Here is a 25320-nt window from a genome sequence, read left to right on the forward strand (position 1 = left end):
TTCGTCAGCAGCGCAAGGGCCGCCGAGCGCAGAAAACTGTGCAATAGTTGTACGAAAGACAGGGGGGTAGCATGCTATGCTGCCCCTTTCGTCGTACTGCAACCGGGAAAACCGAATGAAGTACAAGGACCTGCGGGAATTCATCAGCGCCCTGGAGGCCCGGGGCGAGCTCCAGCGCATCACCGCCGAGGTGGACCCCTACCTCGAGATCACCGAGATCTGCGATCGCACCCTGCGCGCCGGCGGCCCGGCGCTGCTCTTCGAGAACGTCAAGGGGCACGACATGCCGCTGCTCGGCAACCTCTTCGGTACGCCGAAGCGGGTTGCCCTCGGCATGGGCCAGGACTCCGTGGCCGCCCTGCGCGAGGTGGGCGAGCTGCTCGCCTTCCTCAAGGAGCCTGAGCCCCCCAAGGGCTTTCGTGACGCCTGGGACAAGCTGCCGATCTTCAAGCAGGTGATGAGCATGGGGCCGAAGAAGGTCCGCTCGGCGCCGGTGCAGGAAAAGGTGTACGAGGGCGACGAGGTCGACCTCGACCGCCTGCCGATCCAGCACTGCTGGCCCGGCGACGCCGCGCCCCTGGTCACCTGGCCGCTGGTGATCACCCGCGGGCCCCACAAGAAGCGCCAGAACCTCGGCATCTATCGCCAGCAGAAGCTGTCGAAGAACCGGCTGATCATGCGCTGGCTCTCCCACCGCGGCGGGGCGCTGGACTTCCTGGAGTTCCAGAAGGCCCACCCCGGCGAGCCCTTCCCGGTGGCGGTGGCGCTGGGCGCCGACCCGGCGACCATCCTCGGCGCGGTGACCCCGGTGCCGGATTCGCTCTCCGAGTACGCCTTCGCCGGGCTGCTGCGCGGCTCGCGCACCGAGCTGGTCAAGTGCGGCCACGCCGACCTGGACGTGCCGGCCTCGGCGGAGATCATCCTGGAGGGGTTCATCTACCCGGATGACATGGCCCCCGAGGGACCCTATGGCGACCATACCGGCTACTACAACGAGGTGGACACCTTCCCGGTGTTCACGGTGACGCGCATGACCATGCGCCGCGATGCCATCTATCACTCCACCTACACCGGCCGGCCGCCCGACGAGCCGGCGATCCTCGGGCTCGCGCTCAACGAGGTGTTCGTGCCGATCCTGCGCCGCCAGTTCCCGGAGATCGTCGACTTCTACCTGCCGCCGGAGGGCTGCTCCTACCGCATGGCGGTGGTGACCATGAAGAAGCAGTACCCGGGCCACGCCAAGCGGGTGATGATGGGCGTATGGAGCTTCCTGCGCCAGTTCATGTACACCAAGTTCGTGGTGGTGCTCGATGACGACGTCAGCGCCCGGGACTGGGAGGACGTGATCTGGGCCATCACCACCCGCATGGACCCGGCACGGGACACCGTGATGGTGGAGAACACCCCCATCGACTACCTGGACTTCGCCTCGCCGGTCTCCGGTCTCGGTTCCAAGATGGGCCTGGATGCCACCAGCAAGTGGCCCGGCGAGACCGACCGCGAGTGGGGGGTGCCCATCGTCATGGACGAGGCCGTCAAGGCCCGCGTCAGCGAGCGCTGGAACGAGCTGGGCATCGAGCTCCCCGACAACACGACCCCCTGACAACCGCATGAGGCATTCATGACGCCAAGGACCCTGACCTGCCTGGTCGACGAGGTCGAGGACCTCACCCCGGACGTCTTCCGGGTGCAGCTGGAGGGCCGCCCCGAGGCGGTGGCCCATGCGCCGGGCCAGTACCTGGAGCTCAAGCTGGACGACGAGACCTGGGTACCCTTCTCCATCGCCAACGCCCACGGCGGCGACGGGGTGATCGAGCTGCATATCCAGCACTGGCCGGAGCGCGAGAATTCCGCGCGCATGCGTGACCTGGTCCAGGTGGCTCGCCGGCTGACCCTGAGGCTGCCCGGCGGCGACTGCGTGCTCGACCCCGACAGCGAGCGCCCGCTGCTGCTGATCGCCGCGGGCACCGGCTTCTCGCAGATGAAGGCGATCGCCGAGGCGGCGCTTGCGGCCAACCCCGAGCGGCAGATCGATCTGTGGTGGGCCGCCCGGGAGCGCCGCCAGCTCTACCTGGAGCGGCTCCCCCGGGAGTGGGCCGAGGCCCACCCCGGCTTTTGCTTCCACCCGGTGACCGAGCTTTCGCCGGAGGAGCCCTGGAGCGGCGAGCGGGTGGTCGGCCATCGCGGACGCATCGACCAGGCCCTGGCCGCGGCGCTCGATGACGTCTCGGGCCAGGATGTCTACCTCTCCGGCTCGCCGGGCATGGTCTACGCCTGCGTCGACGTGCTGGCCTCGCTTGGGCTCTCGCCCTCGCGGACCTTCTCCGACGTCTTCGCCTATGCGCCCCGCGACCCGCTGATCCCGGTCACCGGCAGCCTGATCAAGGAGGCGCGCGGATGAGCGCCTCGCCCATCCTGATCACCGGCGGCGCCCAGCGCCTGGGCCGCCACTGCGCCGAGCGCCTGGTGGACGACGGCCACCCGGTGATCATCAGCTATCGCCGCGAGCGCCCCGAGCTCGAGGCGCTGCGCAGTCGCGGCATCGTCACCCTGCCTGCCGACTTCGCCAGCGAGGCGGGCATTCTCGACTTCATCGCGCGGCTGAAGGAGGCGACCCCCTCGCTGCGGGCGATTGTCCACAACGCCAGCGACTGGGCCCCGGACTCCACCGGCCCCGAGGCCGGCGCCACCTTCGAGCGGCTGTTTCGCATCCATATGCTGGCGCCCTACCTGATCAACCTGCATGCGCGGGAGCTGCTCGAAGCGTGCAGCGAGCCCCAGCGCGACATCGTGCACATGACCGACTACGTGGTGCAGAAGGGCTCGAAGAAGCATGCCGCCTATGCCGCCACCAAGGCAGGGCTCGACAATCTGACCCTGTCGTTCGCCGCCCTGTATGCCCCGGCGATTCAGGTCAACGCCATCGCGCCGGCGCTGATCATGCTCAACGAGGGCGACGAGGAGGCCTATGCCGAGAAGGCCCGCGCCAAGTCCGCCATGCAGATGGTCCCGGGCCCGGGGGTGATCTACCAGAGCCTGCGCTACCTGCTCGACAACCGCTACGTCACCGGCGTCACCCTGCCGGTCGATGGCGGGCGGCATCTTCGCTAGACTATTGCCGGCAACACACCTCCCTTGACAAAGACCACCCTCAAAGAAGGAGTGACAGATGGCGGGACATGACGAGAACTTCAAGGATGACTCCGGCTTTCTGGCCGTGGCCCTGGGCCTGATCGTGCTGGTGAGCATGAGCGCACTGCCGGCCACCGTCGGCTGGTATCAGGTCGTCGCCGGCTGAACCGCGCCCCTTCGCGCCCTTGCCAGCCCGACGACGATGGGGCACGATGAAGGAGTACTCAGGAGATGACCATGACCGCACCCACCATCGACATGCACCGCCGCCTCGCCGCTTCTGCCGGCGCCGCTGCGCGTGGGCTCGATTCGGCGATGCGCAGCCGGGGTTACTGGTATGGCTATTTTATGACCGGTGTGCCGGCGGCCATGTCCTGAGCAGCAGACGACATCGCCGGGAGGCACGCCCCACCAGGGTCGCCTCCCGACAGAACCCCCGGAAGGCCACCCGCCCCGGGGGTTCTGCGTTCTGGGGCAGTCGATTCACCCGGACATCAAGATGACAGAGAGGAGAGGCACCATGATCGCACCCATCGCTTTCGCCATTCGCCCGCTGACCGGCGTTACCGGCTATTACGGCTATTGGCGATTTAGCGAGCTGCGGTCGTGCCACTGCGCCACCTCCGACCGTAGCACCATCGGTGGCACCCGACCGACACGATGTATGACCGCTACCCGGAGTTGATGCCCCATGAACGCTTCCCTTGCCGCCGCTGCCCTCGATGACACCGCCCGCCCTGCCCCGATGGCGGCGCAACCCGATGCCAACGCCCGTTCCGCCGCTCAGCCGGCCCGCCCACTGCCCACCCCTGGCGAGCTGCGCCGCGAACTGCCCCTGACCCCCGAGCTTGCCCGGCGGGTCGAGGCTCAGCGCCGTGCGATCCGGGATATCCTCGCCGGCCGCGACGACCGCCTGCTGGTGGTGGTTGGCCCCTGTTCCGTCCACGACCCGGAGGCGGCGCTCGAGTACGCCCGGCGCCTGGCCGAGCTGCCCCCGCGGGTGGCGGATCGCCTGCTGCTGGTGATGCGGGTCTATGTGGAGAAGCCACGTACCACCGTGGGCTGGAAGGGGCTCGCCTATGACCCCGACCTGGATGGTTCAGGCGACATGGCACGCGGCCTCGAGGTATCCCGGCGGCTGATGCGGGAGGTGGCCGAGCTGGGCCTGCCGGTGGCCACCGAGCTGCTGCAGCCGATGCTGGCCCCCTACCTGGAGGACCTGCTGGCCTGGGTGGCGATCGGCGCGCGTACCACCGAGTCCCAGCTGCACCGCGAGCTGGCCAGCGGCCTCGACGCCGTGGTCGGCTTCAAGAACGCCACCGGCGGCGACATCGGCGTGGCCCTGGATGCGATGCGCGCCGCCGCCCACCCGCACCAGCACTTCGGGCTCGACCCGGACGGCCGCCCGGTGGTGCGCGAGACCGCCGGCAACGCCCACACCCACCTGGTGCTGCGCGGCGGCCACGGCGAGCCCAACTACCAGGCCGCCCACGTGCAGGCGGCACGCCGCGCGCTGGAGGAGGCCGGCCTGACGCCGCGGCTGATGGTGGACTGCAGCCACGCCAATGCCCGCAAGGACCACCGTCGCCAGAGCGAGGTGCTGCTCGATGTGCTGGCCCAGCGCCTGGCGGGGGAGAGCGCCCTGGCCGGGCTGATGATCGAGAGCCACCTGCACGAGGGCAAGCAGGCGCTGTCACCCGGCCGGCTGCGCCACGGCGTCTCGGTTACCGATGCCTGCATCGGTTGGGAGACCACCGAGCACCTGCTGCTCAGCGCCGCTGAGCGGCTGCGGTAGCACAGCACAGTCACTGCCGGCGTGAGGAGCGCGGGGGGCAGGTCTGGAGGGGGTCCTACGCCATGGATGGCGTCGGTAGCGCCCAGGGAGGGGTTCACAGCGCCCCCGAACAGGCCTGCCGCCGGAGCAGCTCCGTGGTACTGGCCACCGGGTTAGCCCTGTACCCCAGGGGAGGGAGTCGGGATAATCACCCCGATTTCCGACTCGCCACCCTGGAGGCCCCATGTCATTCCGGTTCGAAACCCACGCTCCCGAGACCTACCGGCGCAAGGCGAAGATGATCAGCCTGGCCATGGCCGGCCAGCTGATCGTCTTCGGACTGGTCTTTGCCCAGCTGCTGCAGGCGGCCTTCGATGGCGGCTTCTGGCTCAATGCGCTGGGGGTGCTGCTGGGCCTGGTGGCCACCAGCCTGACCTTCGCGGTGCTGCGCGAGCGCCCCTGGATGACCGAGATGCGCTATGTCTGGCAGCTCAAGCACCACCTCTCCCGGGTCAGCGGCTACCTCCCCGCGCTGCGCCGCGGCGTGGAGGAGGGGCAACGGCAACGGCACGGCCTTAACCCTCCTCACCTTCTATCACCAGGGCATGGCCCAGCTCGCCGAGCTCAACGGGCGCACCCTGGATGACGACGCCGAGCTGCTCGCCGAGCGCCAGCGGGTACGCCTGGCCCGCCAGGAGCGTGGCCTGCCCGAGCGGGTCGACGGCTTCGACCCCGAGGACCTCGCCGCCTTCAAGCGCGGCTGACTCCCTCCCCAGGCCTCTGCAGTCGCGCTATCGGCGCGGCGGCACACCCCCTCACGCCTTGGCGGCGTAGGCGTAGAGCAGCGTCTCCTGGGCGCTGATCGGCGCGGCGTCGCCGGGGGTCTGCTTGACGTAGCTGCCGTCCGGCTGCAGCCGCCAGCTCTGGCAGTTGTCCACCAGGTAGGTCTCGAGGTCCTTGCGGACCCGGGCGGCCAGCTTCCTGTCGCGCAGCGGGAAGCAGGTCTCCACCCGGTGGAACATGTTGCGGCTCATGAAGTCGGCGCTGGACGCCCACACCTCGGCCTTGCCGTGATTCTGGAAGTAGAACACCCGGGTGTGCTCCAGGAAGCGGCCGATGATCGAGCGCACCCGGATATTCTCCGAGACGCCGGGAATCCCGGGCCGCAGGCAGCACATGCCGCGGATGATCAGGTCGCACTCCACCCCGGCGCGGGAGGCCCGGTAGAGCGCCTGGATCAGCTTGGGCTCGGTCAGCGAGTTGCACTTGATGATCAGGTGGGCGCGGCGCCCCTTGCGGGCGTGCTCCGCCTCGCGGTCGATCATCGCCACCATGCCTTCGTGGAGCGTGAAGGGCGCGTGCAGCAGAGTCTCGATATGCCGGGCACGCCCCATCCCCGAGAGCTGCTGGAACACCTGGTGGACGTCCTCGCACAGCGCCTCGTCGGCGGTGAGCAGGCTGTAGTCGGTATAGAGCTTGGCCGTCTTCGAGTGGTAGTTACCGGTGCCGAGGTGCACGTAGTAGCGCAGCCGCCCCTTCTCGCGACGCACGATATGCATCATCTTGGCGTGGGTCTTGTAGGCCATCACCCCGTAGATGACGATGGCGCCGGCCTCCTGGAGGCGTGAGGCGAGCGCCAGGTTGTCCGCCTCGTCGAAGCGGGCGCGCAGCTCTATGACCACGGTCACCTCCTTGCCGCCACGCGCCGCCTCCACCAGCGAGGTGACGATGGGGGAGTCGGCGCCGGTGCGGTAGAGGGTCTGCTTGATCGCCAGCACCGAGGGGTCCCGGGCCGCCTCGGCGAGCAGCTCCTCCACCGGCGAGAAGGCCTGGAAGGGGTGGTGGAGCAGGATGTCGCCGGCGGCGATGGCATCGAACAGGCTGCCCTCCTTCTTGAAGTTCTTGGGCAGCCCCGGGGAGAAGGGACGGTAGAAGAGCTCCGGGCGATCCAGGTCCCCCAGCAGCGCCATCATGCGGGTCAGGTTGACCGGCCCGTTGACCCGGTAGAGGTCCTGCTCGGAGAGCGCGAACTCCCTGAGCAGGAAGTCCGCCAGCTCGTCCGGGCAGGTGTCTACCACCTCCAGGCGCACGCCGCTGCCGTAGCGCCGTGCCAGCAGCTCGCCGCGCAGCGCCGAGGCGAGGTCCGAGACCTCCTCCGGGTCCACCGTCATGTCGGCGTTGCGGGTCAGCCGGAACTGGTAGCAGCCGCGCACCCTCATGCCCGGGAAGAGCTCCTCGGCGTGGGCGTGGATCATGGAGGAGAGGAAGACGGCCTCGCTGAAGCCCTCCTCGCACAGCTCGGCAGGCAGGGCGATCACCCGTGGCAGCGAGCGCGGGGCCGGCAGGATGGCGAGCCCCCCCTCGCGGCCGAAGGCGTCCTTGCCCTCGAGCTGGACGATGAAGTTGAGGCTCTTGTTGACCAGCCGCGGGAAGGGGTGGGAGGGGTCCAGCCCGATCGGGCTGATGACCGGCATGATCTCCTCATCGAAGTAGTCGCGCACCCAGGCGCGCTGGGCCTCGGTCCAGTCGCTGCGCCGCCGGAAGCGCAGGCCCCGCTCCTCCAGCGCCGGCAGCAGGGCCTCGTTGAGGATGCGGTACTGGCGCTCGATCTGCTCGTGGGCGATCTGCGAGATCTCGCCGAGCACCGACTGCGGCGAGCGGCCGTCGATGCCGGTGCTGTCGTCGCCCAGGGCCACCCGGTGCTTCAGGCCGGCCACCCGGATCTCGAAGAACTCGTCCAGGTTGGAGGAGAAGATCAGCAGGAACATCAGCCGATTGAGCAGCGGATGCGACTCGTCCAGGGCCTGCTCCAGAACCCGCATGTTGAACTGCAGATGCGAGAGCTCGCGGTTGAAGTAGAGGCTGGGGTCGGCCAGGTCCGCCTCCGCCTCCGGCAGCGCCTTGGGCTTGATGCCGGTGCGGGTCTGGTTGAGGCGCGGGGCCGGTGGCTCGGGCAGGGCCTCCTCGCTCGAGACGTCGGCGGGCCCGGCGACAAGGGGGACGGATTCGGGGCTACGGTCTTCCATGGGCAACTCTCTCGGGGTCCAGGAAGGGGCCGAGCCCCCTCCATCACTGGGCGAGCAGGCGGGCGGCCCGCTTGGCAAAGTAGGTCAGCACGCCGTCCGCGCCGGCACGCTTGAAGCAGGTCAGCGACTCGAGGATCACGCTGTCGGCGTCCAGCCAGCCGTTCTCGAAGGCGGCCATGTGCATGGCGTATTCGCCGCTCACCTGGTAGGCGAAGGTGGGCACCTTGAGCTCATCCTTGACCCGACGCACCACGTCGAGATAGGGCATGCCAGGCTTGATCATCACCATGTCGGCGCCCTCGGCCAGGTCGAGGGCCACCTCATGGAGCGCCTCGTCACCGTTGGCAGGATCCATCTGGTAGGTGCTCTTGTCGGCTTTTCCGAGGTTGGTGGAGGAGCCCACCGCATCGCGGAAGGGGCCGTAGTAGCGCGAGGCGTACTTGGCGCTGTAGGCCATGATGCGGGTGTTGACCAGGTGCTCCTGCTCCAGCACCCGGCGGATCTCGCCGATGCGGCCGTCCATCATGTCCGAGGGGGCCACCACGTCGGCGCCGGCCTCGGCGTGGGAGAGTGCCTGCTTGAGCAGGGTCTCCACGGTGCGGTCGTTCAGCACATAGCCCTGTTCGTCGATGATGCCGTCCTGGCCGTGGCTGGTGTAGGGGTCCAGGGCCACGTCGGTGATGATGCCGAGCTCGGGCAGGGCCTCCTTGAGGGCGCGCACGCTGCGCTGCACCAGCCCGGTGGCACTGTAGGCCTCCTCGGCCAGCTCGCTCTTCAGGGCCGGGTCGATCACCGGAAACAGCGCCAGGGCGGGAATGCCCAGCTCGAAGGCCTCGCGGGCCTCCTCGATCAGCAGGTCCAGCGACAGACGCTCGACGCCGGGCATCGAGGGCACGGCCTCGCGCTGGTTCTCGCCCTCCAGCACGAACACCGGCCAGATCAGGTCGGCCGGTGTCAGGGTGTGCTCGCGCATCAGCCGACGCGAGAAGTCGTCGCGGCGCATGCGGCGCAGGCGGGTAGCGGGAAACTGGCGGGTGGTCATGAAGCTCAAGGCGATTCTCCAGCGTGGGTCGCCGGCCTGACGGCATTGTGGCGACACAGGATGACGGTTGGATGACAGTGGCGCTGCGGCTGACTCCGAGTATATCAGCGCGCCGGTGCGCCGAAAGTCTCGCCTTGTCGCACCCGGACGTTCGCTCTAGAGTGTGGGATTCGATTATCGGGCCCGCCTGCCGGCGGGTGACCCCTGCAAGGAGACAGGCATGAGCAAACAGGTGGCGGTGATTCTCTCGGGCTGCGGTGTCTTCGACGGTTCCGAGATCTACGAGACCACCCTGACCCTGCTGCGGCTCGACCAGCTGGGCATCGGCTATCGCTGCTTCGCCCCGGACATCGAGCAGCACCACGTGATCGACCATCGCAGCGGTGAGGTGGCCGAGGGCGAGACGCGCAATGTGCTGACGGAGTCTGCGCGTCTGGCCCGCGGCGAGATCTCGCCGCTCGCGGAGCTGGCCGCCGACGACTTCGACGCGGTGATCCTGCCCGGCGGCTTCGGGGCGGCCAAGAACCTGTCGAGCTTCGCCGAGGCGGGGGCCGGCATGGAGGTGCTGGGCGAGCTCCGGGAGGCCCTGGCCGGCTTCTTTGACGCCCGCAAGCCGATCGGCCTGATGTGCATCGCGCCGGTGATGGTGCCCAAGCTGCTGGGCAATGGCATCGCCGTGACCATCGGCCACGACCCGGGTGTCTCCGGCGCCATCAGCGCCATGGGCGGGCTGCACCGCACCTGCGGCGTGGAGGAGATCGTGGTGGACTTCGAGAACCGCGTGGTCACCACCCCGGCCTACATGCTGGCGACCCGCATCAGCGAGGCGGCCACCGGCATCTTCAAGCTGGTCGACCGCATCGACGAGCTGATGGATCGCTGAGCCGCAAGCGGCAGGCTCCCCGAGCCGCAGGCGTCCGGAAACCAAGAACCCCGCAGGCTCAAGCCTGCGGGGTTCACTTTTGGGCAGGGCCAGACGGATGCCTTGCGCTTGCCGCTCAGGCCTCGTCTTCCTCCGCCGCGCGCCGCTGCTTCTTGCGGCGTGCCAGGCGCCCGAACAGCAGGCCCACCTCGTAGAGCAGGTACATGGGCACCGCCAGCAGGCTCTGGGAGATCACGTCCGGGGGGGTGAGCAGCATGCCCACCACGAAGCAGCCGAGGATGATGTAGGGGCGCTTCTTCGACAGGCTCTCCACCGTGGTGGCGCCCGAGGCGATCAGCAGGAAGGTGGCGATGGGGATCTCGAAGGCCACCCCGAAGGCGAAGAACAGCTTGAGCACGAAGTTGAGGTAGGCGTTGATGTCGGTCATCACCGCCACGTTCTCCGGCCCCGTCTGGGTGAAGAACTGGAACAGCAGCGGGAAGACCACGTAGTAGGCGAAGGCCGCCCCGGCGTAGAAGAGCAGCACGCTGGAGGCCAGGATCGGCAGCGCCAGGGCCTTCTCGTTGTCGTAGAGCCCGGGGGCCACGAAGGCCCACGCTTGGTGCAGCACATAGGGAATGGCGATGAACACCGCCACCACCAGGGTCAGCTTGAAAGGCGCCAGGAAGGGCGAGGCCACCTCGGTGGCGATCATCTGCGACCCCTCCGGCAGCAGCGCCATCAGCGGCTGGGCCACGAAGGTGTAGATGTCGTTGGCGAAGGCGTAGAGGCCCAGGAAGATCACCAGGATCGCCACCACGCTGCGCAGCAGTCGCGAGCGCAGTTCGATCAGGTGCTCGATCAGGGTGGCCTGGTGCTGTTCCGGGCTGTCACCGGTCTTGCTCATCGGGAGGAGGCGTCCTTGTCGGCGGCGGTGGGCTCGGGGCGTTCATCGGGACGCGCATCGTCAGCCGGCCCCTGGCTGCCGGCGCCGTCGCGGCGGGCGCGGGCCAGGGCGTCGTCCAGGCGCTGCTCGGCGCTGGGCGCGGGGGCCTGGTCCGGCTTGCTCTCGGCAGGGCGGTCGGGCTCGGCGAGGCTCTCCACGTCGCGCTGAACCTGGCGCACGCTCTCGTCGAGCTTCTTCTGCTGCTCGTTGAGCTTCTGGCGCAGCTCCTCCGCCTCGAGCTGGGCGCTGATCTCGCGCTGCATGCCGGAGACGGTACGCTTGATTTTGCCGATCCACAGCCCCGCGGTGCGCGCCGCCTTGGGCAGCCGCTCCGGGCCCAGCACCAGCAGGCCGACCACGCCGATGAACATGAGTTCGAGAAAGCCGATGTCAAACATGGCGGCTTACTTGCGCTCTTCCTGTTCCTCGGGCTTGCGCTCGGCCTGGACGTCGTAGGTGTTGGTCTCTTCCTTGTGGTCCACGCGGGCCTGGGTCTGGGTGTCGTCCTTCTCCTCGCCCTTCTCCTCCTCGTGCATGGCCTTCTTGAAGCCCTTCACGGCGCCCCCCAGGTCGCTGCCGACGTTGCGCAGCTTCTTGGTGCCGAAGATCAGGATGATGATGCCGAGTACGATCAGCAGCTGCCAGATACTGATACCACCTAACATGTGTGCTTCCTCTGGAACGGGGCCCCGGCCTGTCCGGGAGCCGTAAGAATCTATTGCTGCCTGGCGGCCTTCTCGTCGTGGCCGGAGACGCCGAAGCGGCGGCCCAGCTCGTCGAGCACGGCGCGGTGGTCGAGGTCGAGGTGCGACAGCATCACCAGGCTATGAAACCACAGGTCGGCCGTCTCGGCGATCAACGCCTCACGCTCGGCCTCGCCTCCACGCTCCGCATCCTTGGCGGCCAGCAGGGTCTCGGTGGCTTCCTCGCCGACCTTCTCGAGTATCTTGTTCAGGCCCTTGTGATGCAAGGCGGCGACGTAGGAATCCTGCGGATCCCCCTGGCGGCGTTGATCCAGGACAGCTTGCAGGCGCTCGAGAATATCGCTCATGGATGAAGGTTCCGTGACGTGGGTGGAGGGGGGTCAGTGCCAGGCCAGCAGGGCCAGGCCGAGGACGGCGGCGGCCAGGGCGGGCCAGGGCTGGCCGGCGGCCCACTGGCTAAGCGGCTGCCAGGCCAGCGCCAGGGCCACCAGCAGGAGCCCCAGGCGCAGGCGGCGGCCGCGCCGGCCCTCGCGAATCAGCTGCTGGCGGATGCCTCCCAGTGCCTCGCCCTGGCGGCGGCGCTGGCGCTTTTCCTGGTCCATCTGGGAGAGCGCCTGGTGGGCCAGCACCGGCAGTTCGGGCAGCTGGCGGGTCAGCTCGGGCGCCTGGCGCTTGAGGGACTCCCAGAAGCCCCGGGTGCCGGCGCGCTCCTTCATCCACTGCTCCAGGAAGGGCTTGGCGGTCTTCCAGAGGTCCAGGTCGGGGTAGAGCTGGCGGCCCAGCCCCTCGATGTTGAGCAGGGTCTTCTGCAGCAGCACCAGCTGGGGCTGCACCTCCATGTCGAAGCGCCGCGCGGTCTGGAACAGGCCCAGCAGCACCTGGCCGAAGGAGATGTCCTTGAGAGGCTTCTCGAGGATCGGCTCGCACACCGTGCGGATCGCCGCGGCGAACTCGTTGGCTCGGGTGTTCTCGCCGACCCAGCCCGACTCGATGTGCAGGGCGGCCACCTCGTAGTAGTCCTGGTGGAAGAAGGCCAGCAGGTTGCGGGCCAGGTAGTCCTGGTCCTCGCGGGTCAGGCTGCCGACGATGCCGCAGTCGATGGCGATGTACTGGGGGTCATGGGGATGCTCCCGGGCGACGAAGATGTTGCCGGGGTGCATGTCGGCGTGGAAGAAGTTGTCGCGGAACACCTGGGTGAAGAAGATCTCCACGCCGCGCTCGGCGAGCCGCTTGAGGTCGGTCTCCTGGGCCTCGAGGGCGGCGATGTCGGCCACCGGAACGCCGTAGATGCGCTCCTGCACCATGACGCGCTGGCGGGTCAGCTCCCAGTGGATCGCCGGCACGTAGAGCAGCGGCGAGTTCTTGAAGTTGCGCTTGAGCTGGGAGGTGTTGGCGGCCTCCTTGTGCAGGTCGAGCTCGTCGAACAGCGTCGCCTCGTAGTCGCGCACCACCTCCACCGGGCGCAGGCCGCGCGCCTCGGGGACCAGGGTCAGCAGCCTGGCGAAGCGGTACATCAGCGCCATGTCCTGGCGCATCACCCGGTCGATGCCGGGGCGGATGATCTTGACCACCACCTCCTCGCCGCTGTGCAGGCGCGCGCCATGCACCTGGGCGATGGAGGCCGAGGCCAGCGGCTCGGCATCGAAGCGGGCGAAGGCCAGCGCCACGGTCATGCCGAGCTGCTCCTCCACCACGGCCAGCGCCTGGTCGCCGGGGAAGGGGGGCACCTGGTCCTGCAGGCGCTTCATCTCGTCGGCGATGTCCGCCGGCAGCAGGTCGCGGCGGGTGGAGAGCACCTGGCCGAACTTGACGAAGATCGGGCCCAGCGACTCCAGCGCCAGGCGCAGGCGCGCACCGCGAGAGCGCTCGCCGATGGGCACCAGGCGCAGCGGCGAGAGCCTGAAGAGAGTGCGCAGCGCCCAGGGCAGGCGCTCCAGGGGAATCAGGGTGTCGAGCCGATAGCGAGTGATCACCCAGAGGATGCGCAGCAGCCGCAGCAGCATCATGGCGTCACCCGCTCGGCCTGCTGCGCCGCCAGGCGGCGGTGCAGGCGCGCCAGGCGTGCCTCCAGGCGGTCGGTGGCGATCTCCAGCTCGGTGAGGTGGTCGCGCAGCACCTCCAGCTGTGGGCGGCCGGGCAGCCAGCGCGCCTCCTCCACCAGGTATTCGGAGAGGTCGGCGCAGAACTCCTCCCGGGTGCGCAGCCCGAAGCGGCCCAGGCGGCGCAACCCCTCGGCGAGGCTGTTGGCCGGCACATCGCCCAGCCAGCGGGCCAGTTCGCCCTCCCAGTCCGGGTCGAGGTCGAGCAGCAGGTCGCGGGTGGCCTCCAGCAGCGGGATACGCCCGCGCACCGCCAGCCTCCCCTGGAACATCAGCCGCTCCAGGGAGGCGCCACCGAGCAGGGCGCCTGCGGTCTCGGCGTCCAGCTCCACCACGGCGTCGAAGGCCGTCTCGTCGGCGTCGTCCGGGCGCAGCAGGTCGAGGCCGTGGGCATGGTAGTGGATCGCCAGGGCCAGCTCGGGGTTCTCCAGGCGCAGCAGCAGCCGCTGGCCGGCGAGCCGGGCCAGCCGCGAGGGGGCCGCCGGGTCGCGGGCGAGCAGGGTGTTGAGGGTGCGCTCCAGGCCGGCCAGCAGCAGGGTCGGGGTCAACGCCATGCCCACCTCAGAGCTTAATGCCGCGGTGCAGGGCGACGATGCCCCCGGTGAGGTTGGTGTACTCGACGCGCTCCAGGCCGGCCGCCTCCATCATCCCCTTGAGGGTCTCCTGGTCGGGGTGCATGCGGATCGATTCGGCCAGGTAGCGATAGCTGTCGGCATCGTTGGCGACCACCTCGCCGATCTTCGGCAGCAGCCGGAAGGAGTACTCGTCATAGACCTTCGAGAGCAGGGCGCTCGGAGGCTTGGAGAACTCCAGCACCAGCAGGCGTCCGCCGGGCTTGAGCACCCGGGCCATGGAGCGCAGGGCGGCATCCTTGTCGGTGACGTTGCGCAGGCCGAAGGCGATGGTGATGCAGTCGAAGGTGTTGTCCGGGAAGGGCAGGCACTCGGCGTTGGCCTGGACGTATTCGACGTTGCCGCCGACGCCGCGGTCGAGGAGCTTGTCGCGGCCCACGCGCAGCATGGACTCGTTGATGTCGGCCAGCACCACGCGCCCGCGCGGCCCCACCAGGCGCGAGAACTTGAGGGTCAGGTCGCCGGTGCCGCCGGCGATGTCGAGCACGCTGTGACCCGGGCGCACCCCGGCGCGCTCGATGGTCAGGCGCTTCCACAGGCGGTGGATGCCGAAGGACATCAGGTCGTTCATGACGTCGTAGCGGGCGGCCACGGAGTGGAAGACATCGGCCACCCGGGTGGCCTTCTCCTCGACGGGCACTTCCTGGTAGCCGAAGTGGGTGGTCTGCTTGTCCCTGGAGCTGGGGTTGGCGCTCATGCGATGGGGCTCCCGAATCGCTGCATGGGAGAGGCCGCTGCCTCGAATGGGCGACATTGTAGCGTCCCGCGATGGCGATTGTCTTGACGGGGGTTAGAGCTGCCTGATTTCGATGCCCAGCGGCTCGCGGCTGGCGCCGGCGTCCTCCAGGCGCTGCAGGTAGTCCGCCCAGTTGGCCTCGCGCTGCTCGATCAGCCACCACAGGTAGTCCCAGCTGAAGAGGCCGCTGTCGTGGCCGTCGTCGAAGTGCAGCTTGAGGGCGTAGCGGCCGGCGGGGGTGATGTCCTTGAGGCCGACGAACTTCTTGCCGACCTGCAGGGTTTCCTGGCCGCGGCCGTGGCCGCGCACCTCGGCGGAGGGGGAGAAGACCCGCAGGTACTCCACCGCAAGCCGGTAGCTCTCGCCGTTCTCGTAGCCGAGCTCCAGCTCCTGGGCCTTGCGGTGGTAGTGCACTCGGGTGGGGGTGGGGGCGCTCATGGCACAGCTCCAGTCCAGGCTTGGTGAAAGCGCGACTACTCCGGCGACAGGTCTACGAGGGGGCGCTGTGAATCCATCCCTGGACGCTACCGATGCCATCCCTGGCATAGGACCCCCTCTACGACCTGCCCCCGGCGTCGCGCAGCCCGCGATTCGCCTGCTTCAGCGCTCACGGGATCGCTGAGTGCGACACCTGCTTCCAGGCTGCCAACGTCGGCTGCTCAGGATTACAGGATATACCGCGACAGGTCCTCGTCCATGGCCAGCTCGCCGAGCTGGGAGTCCACGTAGGCGGCGTCGATGGTCAGCGGGCTGCCGATGTCGCTGCCCTTGTAGGAAGCCTCCTCCAGCAGGCGCTCCATTACCGTGTGCAGTCGGCGCGCGCCGATGTTCTCGGTGCCCTCGTTGACCCGCCAGGCGATCTCGGCGATGCGCTCGATGCCGTCGGCGGTGAACTCGATCTCGAGGCCCTCGGTGGCCAGCAGCGCCTGGTACTGCTTGGTGAGCGCCGCGGAGGGCTCGGTGAGGATGCGCTTGAAGTCGTCCGGGGTCAGGGCGTTGAGCTCGACGCGGATCGGCAGGCGACCCTGCAGCTCGGGAATCAGGTCCGAGGGGCGCGACAGGTGGAAGGCGCCGGAGGCGATGAACAGGATGTGGTCGGTCTTCACCATGCCGTACTTGGTGGAGACCGTGGAGCCCTCGATCAGCGGCAGCAGGTCGCGCTGCACCCCCTCCCGGGAGACCTCGCCGCCGCTGGACTGGCCGCTGCCCTTGGCCACCTTGTCGATCTCGTCGAGGAAGACGATGCCGTGCTGCTCCACCGCCTCGATGGCACGGCTCTTGATCTCCTCCTCGTTGACCAGCTTGCTGGCCTCCTCGTCGCGCAGCAGGGCGAAGGCGTCCTTCACCGTGACCCGGCGGGTCTCGCTCTTCTGCTTGCCCATGCCGGAGAAGAGGCTCTGCAGCTGCTGGGTCATCTCCTCCATGCCCGGCGGGGTCATGATGTCGATGCCGGGGCCCTGCTGGGTCAGCTCGATGTCGATCTCCTTGTCGTCGAGCTGACCCTCGCGCAGCTTCTTGCGGAAGATCTGGCGGGTCCCGCTGTCCTGGCGGGGCGCGTCCTCCTGGCCGCGGGGCGGCGGCAGCAGGGCGTCGAGGATGCGGTCCTCGGCGGCGTCCTCGGCGCGGTGGCCCACCTCCTCCTTGGCCTGCTCGCGCACCAGCTTGATGGCGGCCTCGGTCAGGTCACGGATGATGGAGTCCACGTCGCGGCCCACGTAGCCCACCTCGGTGAACTTGGTGGCCTCCACCTTGATGAAGGGGGCGCGGGCCAGCTTGGCCAGGCGCCTTGCGATCTCGGTCTTGCCCACCCCGGTGGGGCCGATCATCAGGATGTTCTTGGGGGTCACCTCCTGGCGCAGGTCGGCGTCGAGCTGCATGCGGCGCCAGCGGTTGCGCAGGGCGATGGCCACGGCGCGCTTGGCGTCCTGCTGGCCGATGATGTACTGGTCCAGGGCGTGGACGATCTCGCGTGGGGTCATCTGGGTCATGGGGGCAGCTTTCAGAGCGTTTCGAGGGTGACGTGGTGGTTGGTGAACACGCAGATGTCACCGGCGATCGCCAGCGACTTCTCGGTGATCTCCTTGGCCGAGAGGTCGGTGTTCTCGAGCAGCGCCCGGGCCGCGGCCAGGGCGAAGTTGCCGCCGGAGCCGATGGCGATGATGCCGCGCTCGGGTTCCACCACGTCGCCGTTGCCGGTGATGATCAGCGAGGCGTCCTTGTTGGCCACGGCCAGCAGCGCCTCCAGGCGGCGCAGGGCGCGGTCGGTGCGCCAGTCCTTGGCCAGCTCCACGGCGGCCTTGACCAGGTTGCCCTGGTACTTCTCCAGCTGTGCCTCGAAGCGCTCGAAGAGGGTGAAGGCGTCGGCGGTGCCGCCGGCGAAGCCTGCCAGCACCTCGCCGCGGTAGAGGCGGCGGACCTTGCTGGCGTTGCCCTTCATCACGGTGTTGCCCAGCGACACCTGGCCGTCGCCGGCCAGCGCCACCTGGTCACCGCGGCGAACGGATACGATCGTGGTCATGGAGGAGTGTCTCCTTGGGGGAGCGGAGGGCTCCCGATGACTTTCGGCGCCGCGGGGATGACCCGGGCGCAGCGAATAGGCTGAAGGGAGAGGTGCGGGCGGTAAGCCCTGAATTCAAGACGTCAGGGAGCTCGCCGACTCAGGGCGCGAGCGCCGCCGTGAATCGGCGCTGGCCTGGCTCCGGGGGCGGATAGTTCTGGAGCCGCTAGTTCTGGAGCCGGATCAGCAGCGGCTCTATGCCCTGGGTGACCATCAGGTCCTGGGCGCGGCTGAGCTCGCGGTTGTCGTCGTAGGGGCCGACCTGGACGCGGTGCCAGGTCTCGCCGCCGGAGGCCTTGACCTCGCTGACCTGGGCCAGCAGGCCGAAGTCGCGCAGGCGGCGCTGCAGCTGCTGGGCGTCGCCGGACTCGCGGAAGGAGGCGGCCTGCAGCATGTAGCGGTGGCCATTGTCGGCGGCGGCCTGGGGGGCTGGCTCGGCGGCCGGGCTCGCTGCCTCGCTGCGGTCGGCGGCCAGGTTGGCGGCGATCACCTGGGCAATGGGGTCGTCGCCGGCCTCGGCGGCGGCCGTCTCCTCGGCGGGAGGCGGCGCCGGCGGGCGCGCCGTGGAGGAGGGCATCTCGCCGCGCGGGGCGATCACCTCGGACTCCGGCAGCAGGGTGTAGAACTCGAAGGTGGGCATGCGCGGCTCGCTGGGCTTCGCCGGTGCCGCGGCCTCGGGCTCCGGCGGGGCGCTGCGCGGCAGCACCGTGGCCAGGGGCGAGTCCTCGACCTGCCAGGGCGCCACCCCGTGCTGGTGCTGGGAGAGCAGGAAGCCGCCCACCAGGCCGGCCAGGCCCCATACCCAGCCGGGCAAGCGCCACTCGCGGCGCGGCCTGCTGGCCTGGCGGCGACTGCTGGTGGCGCCTCGACGCTTCGGCGGCGTCTGCTTGCGGGTCGCCATGGGTTACATCTCCTCGGGGGCGCTGACTCCCATCAGGTCCAGGCCGTTGCGCAGAACCTGGCGGGTCGCCAGGCCCAGGGCCAGGCGAGCGTTGCGCAGGGCGTCATCCTCGACCATCACCTTCACCGCGTTGTAGCAGGTATGGAAGTCGGCGGCCAGGTCCAGCAGGTACTGGGCGACCTGCTGGGGCTCCCGGTTGGCAGCGGCGTGCTCGACGACCTCGGGGTAGCGGGCCAGGCGGTTCATCAGCGCCTTCTCCTGGGCCTCCTCGAGCCGGCCCAGGCAGGCCATCGCCTGGGCGTGGTCGAAGGCCAGACCGTCGGCCTCGGCGCGACGCATCACGCTGCACACCCGGGCGTGGGCGTACTGCACGTAGTAGACCGGGTTGTCGTTGGACTGGGAGCGCGCCAGGTCGATGTCGAAGGTGAGCTGGGAGTCGGCCCGACGAGCGGCCAGGAAGAAGCGGGTGGCGTCGCGACCCACCTCGTCGATCAGGTCGCGGACGGTGACGTAGCTGCCGGCGCGTTTGGAGAGCTTCACCTCCACGCCGGAGCGGGTGACCATCACCATCTGGTGCAGCACGTAGTCGGGCCAGCCCTGGGGAATGCCGGCCTCCAGCGCCTGCAGGCCGGCGCGGACCCGGGTCACGGTGGAGTGGTGGTCGGCCCCCTGCTCGTTGACCACGGTGGTGAAGCCGCGCTGCCACTTGTCGAGGTGGTAGGCGACGTCCGGCAGGAAGTAGGTGTACTGCCCGTCGCTCTTGCGCATCACCCGGTCCTTGTCATCGCCGAAGGCGGTGGTGCGCAGCCACAGGGCGCCGTCCTGCTCATAAGTGTGGCCGTTTGCCACCAGGCGCTCGACGGCGGCTTCCACCTTGCCGTCGCGGTAGAGCGAGGACTCCAGGAAGTAGACGTCGAAGTGCACCCCGAAGGCCTTGAGGTCGAGGTCCTGCTCGCGGCGCAGGTAGGCCACGGCGAACTCCTGGATGGCTTCGAGGTCGTCCGGGTCGCCCTTGCCGGTGACGTGGCGGTCGTCGGCGTGGAGGGTCTCGCCGGCCAGGTAGGCGTTGGCCACATCGATGATGTAGCCGCCCCGGTAGCCGTCGGCGGGCCAGCTCTCGTGGTCGGGGTCGAGTCCCTTGACGCGGGCCTGCACCGAGAGCGCCAGGTTGCCGATCTGGGCGCCGGCGTCGTTGTAGTAGAACTCGCGGGTGACGTCGTAGCCGGTGGCCTCGAGCAGGCGGCAGATGCAGTCGCCGATGGCCGCGCCGCGTCCGTGGCCCACGTGCAGTGGCCCGGTGGGGTTGGCGGAGACGAACTCCACCTGCACCTTGGCGCCCTGCCCGGTCAGGCTGCGGCCATAGGCGTCGCCTGAGTCGAGCACCTGGCGCACCACCTGGGCGGCGGCGTCGGTGGCGGCGAAGAAGTTGACGAAGCCGGGGCCGGCGATCTCCACCCGGCGGATGGCGTCGCTCTCGGGGAGGGCGGCGATCAGGGCCTCGGCCAGCTCCCGGGGCTTCCTGCCGGCGGGCTTGGCCAGCATCAGCGCGAGGTTGGTGGCGTAGTCGCCGTGGGCCTTGTCCCGGGTCGGGTCGACCTTGATGGGCGGGGCGAGGTCGGCGGGCAGCACGCCCTGCTGCCGGAGGGTGTCGAGGGCGCCTTCGAGCAGCGAAACGATGGTCTCTTTCATGGAGCGTCGGATGTCCTGTGGCGTCGAGCGGGGCGAGCGGCCGATGAACCGGCGCTAACGAGGCGCTCGCCCGCGGCGCGGGCATGGAAGCGGAGCCCGGAGCGGGCACGGCCGGCCATTATCGGCAATTGTGGCGCGGCTTTAAAGGGCGGGCGTCAGCTGAGCGTCTGGGGGTCGATATCCAGCGACCAGCGGGTGCGGCGCGCCTCGGGCGCGGCCTCCAGCCAGGCGGTCAGCCAGGCGCAGGCTTCGTGGAGGGCGCTGCGCCGTTCGGCGCTGAGCATCACCTGCAGGTGGTAGCGCCCCTGGCGGCGCTCCATGGGGGCCGGCACCGGGCCGAGGCACTCCACCGCGCTCTCGCGCTCGGCCAGCCAGCCGCGCAGCGCGGCGGCGGCGCGCCGGGCGAGCTCGCCGGCGGCCTCTTCCCTGGCGCTCTCCAGGCGCAGCAGCGCCAGGAAGCGGAAGGGGGGCAGGGCGGCGGCGCGGCGCTCCGCGAGCAGCTGCTCGGCCAGGGCGGCATAGCCCCGCTCGGCCAGCAGGCGCAGGTGGGGGTCATCCGGGTGCATGGTCTGTACCAGCACCCGGCCGGGGTGGGCGGCGCGGCCGGCGCGGCCGGCCACCTGGACCAGCAGCTGGGCACTCTGCTCCAGGGCGCGAAAGTCGCTGGCATAGAGGCCGGCGTCGGCGTTGACCACCACCACCAGGGTGACGTGGGGCAGGTGGTGGCCCTTGGCCAGCATCTGGGTGCCCACCAGCAGGCAGGGCTCGCCTCGGCGCACCTCGGCCAGCGCCTGCTCGAAGGCGTCGCGGCGGCGGGTGCTGTCGCGGTCGATGCGGTGCACCGGCACCTTCGGGAAGAGGCCGGCCAGGGTCTCCTCGGTGCGTTCGGTGCCGCTGCCCAGGGGGCGCAGGTCGATGCTGCCGCACTGCGGGCAGCTATTCGGCAGCGCCCGGCGGCGGTCGCAGTGGTGGCAGGCGAGCAGCGGCGGCTGGCGGTGCAGGGTCATGCGGGCGTCGCAGGCGTCGCACTCGGCCAGCCAGCCGCAGGCGTGGCAGGCCAGGGTCGGCGCGAAGCCGCGGCGGTTGATGAACACCAGCACCTGGTGACCGGCGCCCAGGGTCTCGCGGATGGCGTCGAGCACTGGCGGGATCAGGCCGCCCTGGCGGGGCCGGCCGCGCAGGTCGATCAGCTCCAGCCGGGCGGGGGCATGGCGGGTGGCGCGGCGGGTCAGCGGCAGATGGCGCCACTCGCCGCTGTGCGCCTTGGCCAGGCTCTCAAGCGAAGGGGTGGCACTGCCGAGCAGCAGCGGGATGCCGTGATGGTGGGCGCGGGCCACCGCCAGGTCCCGGGCGTGGTAGCGCAGGCCGTCCTGCTGCTTGTAGGAGCCGTCGTGCTCCTCGTCGACGATGATGGCGCCGGGGCGCGCCAGCGGGGTGAAGATCGCCGAGCGGGTGCCGATGACGATGGGCGCGCGGCCGCTGGCGGCGGCTTCCCAGGCGTCCAGCCGCTCGTGGTCGGTGAGGCCGGAGTGCAGGGCCACCACCGGCACCCGGAAGCGCTTGCGGAAGCGGGCCAGGGTCTGGGGGGTGAGGCCGATCTCCGGCACCAGCACCAGCGCCTGGCGCCCGCGCCCCACCACCGCCTCGATCAGCTGCAGGTAGACCTCGGTCTTGCCGCTGCCGGTGACTCCCTCCAGCAGGCAGGGGTGATAGGCCTCCAGGCGCTCGTGCAGGGCGGCCAGCGCCGTGGCCTGCTCGCGGTTGAGGGGCAGGGCAGGGGCAGGCTCCGCCAGCAGCTGGTCGGCGTCTGGCCGGGAGCGGGCGGTGAGCGGCTCCTCGCGGGACGCCACCAGCCCCTTGGCGGCCAGGGCCCTGAGCTGGTCGCGGGAAAATGACTGGGCCAGGATCGCCTGGGCGGCCAGGCCGTGGGGGTGCTGGGCGAGCATCGCCAGCAGCTCGGCCTGGCGCGGGGCGCGTGACAGGGACTCGGGGGGCGCGTCACGGCCCGCGGCGGTGAGCTGCCAGCGCTCCCGGGTACGCCCCTCCAGGGCGCGACCCTGGCGCAGCAGCACCGGCATGGCCTGGTGCAGGGTGTCCCCCAGGGAGTGCTGGTAATAGCGGGCGGTGAAGCGGCACAGCCACAGCCAGTCGGCGGGCAGCGGTGCGGCGTCCAGGCAGGCGGCGACGGGCCTGAGCTCGGCCAGCGGCAGCTCGCTGCGCTCGCGGCACTCCATCACCACGCCGACCACCTCGCGCCGCCCGAAGGGCACCCTCACGCGCAGCCCCGGGGCCCAGCCGCCGGGCGGCGGCGCACCGGCAGGGCGATAGTCGAACAGTCGGCGCAGCGGCGAGGGAACCGCGACGCCCAGCACGCGCGGGGGCGGAGTCGAGATGGGCAATTGGCCTCCGGGATTGGCTCTGCTAGAATGCTGCGCCTCCCTGCCTGCCGAGTTCGGCCAGGGCGGAACGACCGGTTTGCACTCGCGCTTGCGGTCTACGTGACCATCAGTCAGCGCGACCGATAGACAACCCGTATGCGGTGCCTGGCAGCAGATCAGGTGGCGGCATGCAGCTCAACGAGGCTCAAGATGAAACAAGGTATCCATCCCGAATACAAGACGGTCAACGCGACCTGCTCCTGTGGCGCCAGCTTCCAGGTGGGCTCCACCTCCGGCCACGACTTCTCCCTGGACGTCTGCTCCCAGTGCCACCCCTTCTACACCGGCAAGCAGAAGCAGGCGACCACCGGTGGTCGCGTCGAGCGCTTCAACAAGCGTTTCGGTGCCGCGATCAAGCGCTGATCGCCCAGGCGTTCCCCGGACCGTCGAAAAACCCGCCCATCGTGGCGTGTTTTTTTCATGCTGGGTGCTGTGATAAGGGATGGCTTATGGCTGGCTCGCCAGGCATAAGTTGCAGCAAATGGCTGCCATCGGCGTCAAACGAGCGTACAAAAGGCGAGAAAACCGCGAGACTTGAGCGGTGGAAGGTTTTTCTATATCGTGGGCGGACGATTTCACCCTGACCGGAACCCACCCTCTATGAGTGATGCAAGACAGGCCGCGCTGGACTATCACGCCAAGCCCATCCCCGGAAAGCTCTCCATCGAGCTGACCAAGCCCACCGCTACCGCCAAGGACCTCGCCCTGGCCTACAGCCCGGGCGTGGCCGAGCCGTGCCGCGAGATCGCTCGCGACCCCGAGAACGCCTACCGCTACACCGGCAAGGGCAACCTGGTGGCGGTGATCTCCGATGGCAGCGCCATCCTGGGGCTGGGCAATCTGGGCGCCCTGGCCAGCAAGCCGGTCATGGAGGGCAAGGGCGTGCTGTTCAAGCGCTTTGCCGGCATCAACTCCGTGGACATTGAGGTCAACTCCGAGAGCCCCCAGGCCTTCATCGACACCGTGGCGCGCATCGCCGATACCTGGGGCGGCATCAACCTCGAGGATATCAAGGCGCCGGAGTGCTTCGAGATCGAGCAGGCGCTGATCGAGCAGTGCAGCATCCCGGTCTTCCACGATGACCAGCACGGTACCGCCATCGTGACCGCGGCGGGCATGCTCAACGCCCTGGAGATCGCCGGCAAGCGCCTCGAGGACGCCAGCATCGTCTGCATGGGTGCCGGCGCTGCGGCCATTGCCTGCATGAAGCTGCTGGTGGCCTGCGGTGCGCGTGCCGAGAACCTCGTGATGCTCGACCGCAAGGGCGTGATCCACACCGGTCGCGAGGATCTCAACCCCTACAAGGCGATGTTCGCCGTTGACACCGACAAGCGCACCCTGGATGACGCCATCGATGGCGCAGACGTCTTCGTCGGACTCTCCGGCCCCGGCCTGATGAGCGCCGACCACATCCGCAAGATGGCGCCCAACCCGGTGGTCTTCGCCTGCACCAACCCGGACCCGGAGATCCACCCCGACCTGGCCCGCGAAGTGCGCCCCGACGTGATCATGGCCACCGGCCGCTCGGACTACCCGAACCAGGTCAACAACGTACTGGGCTTCCCCTTCATCTTCCGCGGTGCCCTGGACGTGCGTGCCACCCGCATCAACGAGGAGATGAAGGTGGCCGCGGTTCACGCCCTGAAGGACCTGGCCCGCGAGCCGGTGCCCCAGGAGGTGCTGGATGCCTACGAGAAGAGCGAGATGAGCTTCGGCCGCGAGTACATCATCCCCACCCCGGTGGATGTGCGCCTGCTGGAGAGGATCACCTCCGCGGTAGCCCAGGCGGCGGTGGATTCCGGCGTGGCGCGTCGGCCCTACCCCTCCCACTATCCGCTGAAGAGCGTGGACGACGTTTACGGCGTGTAACGTACGGCGTGTAACGTACGTACGGCTCATCAGCCTCCGCGACGCCGGCCCTCGGGCCGGCGTCTTCGTGTCTGGGGGTTGGGGCGCCTACCAGCTGTAGAGCAGCGAGGCGCTGGTGGTGTGGTCGGTGCGCGCCTCGGCGCCCTCCGGGGGCTGCGAGTTGCGCTTGATCTCGTGGGAGAGGCGCAGCGCCAGGCGCGAGTTGAACCGCGCGGTCAGCGAGGAGAGCGAGCGGGAGGTGGTGTTGTCGTCGGTGGCTTCCACCGAGAGCTCCTGCTTGAGGGTGGTGGTCTCGGTGGCCTCGAGGTGCCAGTCCAGGGCCCCGTAGGCCACGGCGAGGGAGGCGTCGGGCTCGGTATCGATGCGGTCGCGGCGATAGCCGGGGCCGGCCTCCAGCGAGAGCCGATGGCGCTCGCCCTCGATCAGGTCGCGGCCGTAGCCGGCGATGGCGGCCAGCTGCTGGTCGTAGCCGCTGAAGCGATCCTTCTCCCAGCGGGCGAAGCCGAACAGGTAGTGGGGGCCCTCCAGGTCGTAGCGTTCGCGCCCGGTCAGGCGATACTGTTCGGCGCTGGCCTCGCCGTCCCGGGAGACGTGGCGCACCTCGCCGCGCAGCAGATGGGTCCAGCGATCACGCCACCAGGTCAGCTGGCTCTTGCCGATCAGGGTCTGGCTGTCGGTATTGCCGGCGAGGTGGGTATAGCCGAGCTCGGCCTCGCCGCTGAAGCCGTGGGGCGTCTCGTCGATGGGCGGCGGGGCGTAGAAGGGGCTGGCGAGGGTGGCGCCGCTGGCGGCTAACCCCAGCGCCAGGATCATCAGGCGGCTGGCAAGGTGTGGCATGGGCATCCCCAGATGTCCGGTGAGTGGATCCCAGCGGGTGTGGCATCGGGGTGCGAGAGAGGGGGGGGCGGCATCC

25 protein-coding genes and 1 pseudogene are annotated in these 25320 nt (G+C 69.4%); 10 read left to right on the forward strand and 16 right to left on the reverse strand.

The features are described from left to right. The first annotated feature begins 115 nt into the window (after nucleotides 1–115). From ubiD to B6N23_RS12325, 7 genes and pseudogenes are all read left to right on the forward strand, one after another. Nucleotides 116–1603 carry a 4-hydroxy-3-polyprenylbenzoate decarboxylase gene (ubiD, locus tag B6N23_RS12295; RefSeq protein ID WP_169959318.1) on the forward strand — a complete coding sequence of 496 codons (1488 nt, stop codon included), beginning with the start codon at nucleotides 116–118 and terminating at the stop codon, nucleotides 1601–1603. 18 nt (nucleotides 1604–1621) lie between these two features. Further along, on the forward strand, nucleotides 1622–2401 hold the full coding sequence (locus B6N23_RS12300) for an NAD(P)H-flavin reductase (RefSeq protein ID WP_110068917.1): 780 nt from the start codon (nucleotides 1622–1624) through the stop codon (nucleotides 2399–2401). Then, nucleotides 2398–3111 carry a dihydromonapterin reductase gene (gene folM / locus B6N23_RS12305; RefSeq protein ID WP_305499313.1) on the forward strand — a complete coding sequence of 238 codons (714 nt, stop codon included), beginning with the start codon at nucleotides 2398–2400 and terminating at the stop codon, nucleotides 3109–3111. The genes B6N23_RS12300 and folM overlap by 4 nt, the downstream gene beginning before the upstream one ends. Nucleotides 3112–3169: 58 nt before the next feature. Beyond that, nucleotides 3170–3298: a hypothetical protein gene (locus B6N23_RS12310; RefSeq protein WP_276110390.1), complete on the forward strand. Its 129-nt coding sequence runs from the start codon at nucleotides 3170–3172 to the stop codon at nucleotides 3296–3298. A 71-nt stretch (nucleotides 3299–3369) separates the two neighbouring features. Beyond that, on the forward strand, nucleotides 3370–3510 hold the full coding sequence (locus tag B6N23_RS12315; RefSeq protein ID WP_305499319.1) for a hypothetical protein: 141 nt from the start codon (nucleotides 3370–3372) through the stop codon (nucleotides 3508–3510). 367 nt (nucleotides 3511–3877) lie between these two features. After that, entirely contained in the window at nucleotides 3878–4927 is a 1050-nt protein-coding gene (locus B6N23_RS12320; RefSeq protein WP_305503795.1) for a 3-deoxy-7-phosphoheptulonate synthase, read from the forward strand. Nucleotides 4928–5150: 223 nt separating this feature from the next. Further along, nucleotides 5151–5670: pseudogene (locus B6N23_RS12325) on the forward strand (DUF3087 family protein). A gap of 51 nt (nucleotides 5671–5721) precedes the next feature. On the opposite strand, the gene ppk1 reads toward B6N23_RS12325, so the two are convergent. Together ppk1 and hemB are read right to left on the reverse strand one after the other, a co-directional pair. Continuing rightward, nucleotides 5722–7932: a polyphosphate kinase 1 gene (ppk1, locus tag B6N23_RS12330; protein WP_305499321.1), complete on the reverse strand. Its 2211-nt coding sequence runs from the start codon at nucleotides 7930–7932 to the stop codon at nucleotides 5722–5724. 43 nt (nucleotides 7933–7975) lie between these two features. Next, entirely contained in the window at nucleotides 7976–8974 is a 999-nt protein-coding gene (hemB, locus tag B6N23_RS12335; protein WP_379686757.1) for a porphobilinogen synthase, read from the reverse strand. Between the two features lie 220 nt (nucleotides 8975–9194). Here hemB and elbB point away from each other — a divergent pair, with 220 nt between their 5' ends. Then, on the forward strand, nucleotides 9195–9857 hold the full coding sequence (gene elbB, locus B6N23_RS12340; protein WP_305499328.1) for an isoprenoid biosynthesis glyoxalase ElbB: 663 nt from the start codon (nucleotides 9195–9197) through the stop codon (nucleotides 9855–9857). 115 nt (nucleotides 9858–9972) lie between these two features. Here elbB and tatC read toward each other — a convergent pair whose 3' ends face one another. The 13 genes from tatC to B6N23_RS12405 all read right to left on the reverse strand — a co-directional run bounded on the left by tatC (nucleotide 9973) and on the right by B6N23_RS12405 (nucleotide 22499). Then, nucleotides 9973–10743, reverse strand: a complete 771-nt coding sequence (gene tatC, locus B6N23_RS12345; RefSeq protein ID WP_305499329.1) for a twin-arginine translocase subunit TatC — start codon at nucleotides 10741–10743, stop codon at nucleotides 9973–9975. Then, nucleotides 10740–11180, reverse strand: a complete 441-nt coding sequence (gene tatB / locus B6N23_RS12350) for a Sec-independent protein translocase protein TatB (protein WP_305499331.1) — start codon at nucleotides 11178–11180, stop codon at nucleotides 10740–10742. The genes tatC and tatB overlap by 4 nt, the downstream gene beginning before the upstream one ends. 6 nt (nucleotides 11181–11186) lie before the next feature. Continuing rightward, entirely contained in the window at nucleotides 11187–11447 is a 261-nt protein-coding gene (tatA, locus tag B6N23_RS12355; protein ID WP_302139575.1) for a Sec-independent protein translocase subunit TatA, read from the reverse strand. A gap of 50 nt (nucleotides 11448–11497) precedes the next feature. Beyond that, nucleotides 11498–11833: a phosphoribosyl-ATP diphosphatase gene (locus B6N23_RS12360; protein WP_169959309.1), complete on the reverse strand. Its 336-nt coding sequence runs from the start codon at nucleotides 11831–11833 to the stop codon at nucleotides 11498–11500. 33 nt (nucleotides 11834–11866) lie between these two features. Continuing rightward, a complete protein-coding gene (gene ubiB / locus B6N23_RS12365; RefSeq protein WP_305503797.1) occupies nucleotides 11867–13489 on the reverse strand; it encodes a ubiquinone biosynthesis regulatory protein kinase UbiB in 1623 nt (540 codons plus the stop codon). Further along, complete coding sequence (locus B6N23_RS12370; RefSeq protein ID WP_119022372.1) at nucleotides 13489–14139, reverse strand: ubiquinone biosynthesis accessory factor UbiJ; 651 nt, start codon at nucleotides 14137–14139, stop codon at nucleotides 13489–13491. The genes ubiB and B6N23_RS12370 overlap by 1 nt, the downstream gene beginning before the upstream one ends. Nucleotides 14140–14146: 7 nt before the next feature. After that, on the reverse strand, nucleotides 14147–14914 hold the full coding sequence (ubiE, locus tag B6N23_RS12375) for a bifunctional demethylmenaquinone methyltransferase/2-methoxy-6-polyprenyl-1,4-benzoquinol methylase UbiE (RefSeq protein ID WP_119022371.1): 768 nt from the start codon (nucleotides 14912–14914) through the stop codon (nucleotides 14147–14149). 93 nt (nucleotides 14915–15007) lie between these two features. After that, complete coding sequence (locus tag B6N23_RS12380) at nucleotides 15008–15391, reverse strand: gamma-butyrobetaine hydroxylase family protein (RefSeq protein WP_305499336.1); 384 nt, start codon at nucleotides 15389–15391, stop codon at nucleotides 15008–15010. A 227-nt stretch (nucleotides 15392–15618) separates the two neighbouring features. Next, nucleotides 15619–16941, reverse strand: coding sequence for an ATP-dependent protease ATPase subunit HslU (gene hslU, locus B6N23_RS12385; RefSeq protein WP_305499338.1), 1323 nt, complete (start codon nucleotides 16939–16941; stop codon nucleotides 15619–15621). An 11-nt stretch (nucleotides 16942–16952) separates the two neighbouring features. Beyond that, entirely contained in the window at nucleotides 16953–17471 is a 519-nt protein-coding gene (gene hslV / locus B6N23_RS12390) for an ATP-dependent protease subunit HslV (protein WP_119022368.1), read from the reverse strand. 205 nt (nucleotides 17472–17676) lie between these two features. Continuing rightward, nucleotides 17677–18411: an SPOR domain-containing protein gene (locus B6N23_RS12395; protein ID WP_305499340.1), complete on the reverse strand. Its 735-nt coding sequence runs from the start codon at nucleotides 18409–18411 to the stop codon at nucleotides 17677–17679. A gap of 3 nt (nucleotides 18412–18414) precedes the next feature. Continuing rightward, a complete protein-coding gene (gene argS, locus B6N23_RS12400) occupies nucleotides 18415–20100 on the reverse strand; it encodes an arginine--tRNA ligase (protein ID WP_305499342.1) in 1686 nt (561 codons plus the stop codon). Between the two features lie 155 nt (nucleotides 20101–20255). Next, entirely contained in the window at nucleotides 20256–22499 is a 2244-nt protein-coding gene (locus B6N23_RS12405) for a primosomal protein N' (RefSeq protein ID WP_305499344.1), read from the reverse strand. A 189-nt stretch (nucleotides 22500–22688) separates the two neighbouring features. On the opposite strand from B6N23_RS12405, the gene rpmE reads away from it, so the two are divergent. Then, nucleotides 22689–22901: a 50S ribosomal protein L31 gene (gene rpmE / locus B6N23_RS12410; protein ID WP_110068898.1), complete on the forward strand. Its 213-nt coding sequence runs from the start codon at nucleotides 22689–22691 to the stop codon at nucleotides 22899–22901. 237 nt (nucleotides 22902–23138) lie between these two features. After that, nucleotides 23139–24407 carry a malic enzyme-like NAD(P)-binding protein gene (locus B6N23_RS12415; RefSeq protein ID WP_169959306.1) on the forward strand — a complete coding sequence of 423 codons (1269 nt, stop codon included), beginning with the start codon at nucleotides 23139–23141 and terminating at the stop codon, nucleotides 24405–24407. Nucleotides 24408–24494: 87 nt separating this feature from the next. Here the strand turns inward: B6N23_RS12415 and B6N23_RS12420 are convergent, their stop codons facing one another. Next, nucleotides 24495–25244 carry a DUF481 domain-containing protein gene (locus B6N23_RS12420; protein WP_305499346.1) on the reverse strand — a complete coding sequence of 250 codons (750 nt, stop codon included), beginning with the start codon at nucleotides 25242–25244 and terminating at the stop codon, nucleotides 24495–24497. Nucleotides 25245–25320: the final 76 nt, after the last annotated feature.

The sequence above is a fragment of the Halomonas alkalicola genome, assembly GCF_030704205.1.
GTDB lineage: Bacteria > Pseudomonadota > Gammaproteobacteria > Pseudomonadales > Halomonadaceae > Halomonas > Halomonas alkalicola.

Bases quoted from the DNA above. Each gene is read 5' to 3' on its own strand.
- ubiD (WP_169959318.1), top strand. From the start codon at position 116: ATGAAGTACAAGGACCTGCGGGAATTCATCAGCGCCCTGGAGGCCCGG.
- B6N23_RS12300 (WP_110068917.1), top strand. From the start codon at position 1,622: ATGACGCCAAGGACCCTGACCTGCCTGGTCGACGAGGTCGAGGACCTC.
- folM (WP_305499313.1), top strand. From the start codon at position 2,398: ATGAGCGCCTCGCCCATCCTGATCACCGGCGGCGCCCAGCGCCTGGGC.
- B6N23_RS12310 (WP_276110390.1), top strand. From the start codon at position 3,170: ATGGCGGGACATGACGAGAACTTCAAGGATGACTCCGGCTTTCTGGCC.
- B6N23_RS12315 (WP_305499319.1), top strand. From the start codon at position 3,370: ATGACCGCACCCACCATCGACATGCACCGCCGCCTCGCCGCTTCTGCC.
- B6N23_RS12320 (WP_305503795.1), top strand. From the start codon at position 3,878: ATGGCGGCGCAACCCGATGCCAACGCCCGTTCCGCCGCTCAGCCGGCC.
- ppk1 (WP_305499321.1), bottom strand. From the start codon at position 7,932: ATGGAAGACCGTAGCCCCGAATCCGTCCCCCTTGTCGCCGGGCCCGCC.
- hemB (WP_379686757.1), bottom strand. From the start codon at position 8,974: ATGACCACCCGCCAGTTTCCCGCTACCCGCCTGCGCCGCATGCGCCGC.
- elbB (WP_305499328.1), top strand. From the start codon at position 9,195: ATGAGCAAACAGGTGGCGGTGATTCTCTCGGGCTGCGGTGTCTTCGAC.
- tatC (WP_305499329.1), bottom strand. From the start codon at position 10,743: ATGAGCAAGACCGGTGACAGCCCGGAACAGCACCAGGCCACCCTGATC.
- tatB (WP_305499331.1), bottom strand. From the start codon at position 11,180: ATGTTTGACATCGGCTTTCTCGAACTCATGTTCATCGGCGTGGTCGGC.
- tatA (WP_302139575.1), bottom strand. From the start codon at position 11,447: ATGTTAGGTGGTATCAGTATCTGGCAGCTGCTGATCGTACTCGGCATC.
- B6N23_RS12360 (WP_169959309.1), bottom strand. From the start codon at position 11,833: ATGAGCGATATTCTCGAGCGCCTGCAAGCTGTCCTGGATCAACGCCGC.
- ubiB (WP_305503797.1), bottom strand. From the start codon at position 13,489: ATGCTGCTGCGGCTGCTGCGCATCCTCTGGGTGATCACTCGCTATCGG.
- B6N23_RS12370 (WP_119022372.1), bottom strand. From the start codon at position 14,139: ATGGCGTTGACCCCGACCCTGCTGCTGGCCGGCCTGGAGCGCACCCTC.
- ubiE (WP_119022371.1), bottom strand. From the start codon at position 14,914: ATGAGCGCCAACCCCAGCTCCAGGGACAAGCAGACCACCCACTTCGGC.
- B6N23_RS12380 (WP_305499336.1), bottom strand. From the start codon at position 15,391: ATGAGCGCCCCCACCCCCACCCGAGTGCACTACCACCGCAAGGCCCAG.
- hslU (WP_305499338.1), bottom strand. From the start codon at position 16,941: ATGACCCAGATGACCCCACGCGAGATCGTCCACGCCCTGGACCAGTAC.
- hslV (WP_119022368.1), bottom strand. From the start codon at position 17,471: ATGACCACGATCGTATCCGTTCGCCGCGGTGACCAGGTGGCGCTGGCC.
- B6N23_RS12395 (WP_305499340.1), bottom strand. From the start codon at position 18,411: ATGGCGACCCGCAAGCAGACGCCGCCGAAGCGTCGAGGCGCCACCAGC.
- argS (WP_305499342.1), bottom strand. From the start codon at position 20,100: ATGAAAGAGACCATCGTTTCGCTGCTCGAAGGCGCCCTCGACACCCTC.
- rpmE (WP_110068898.1), top strand. From the start codon at position 22,689: ATGAAACAAGGTATCCATCCCGAATACAAGACGGTCAACGCGACCTGC.
- B6N23_RS12415 (WP_169959306.1), top strand. From the start codon at position 23,139: ATGAGTGATGCAAGACAGGCCGCGCTGGACTATCACGCCAAGCCCATC.
- B6N23_RS12420 (WP_305499346.1), bottom strand. From the start codon at position 25,244: ATGCCACACCTTGCCAGCCGCCTGATGATCCTGGCGCTGGGGTTAGCC.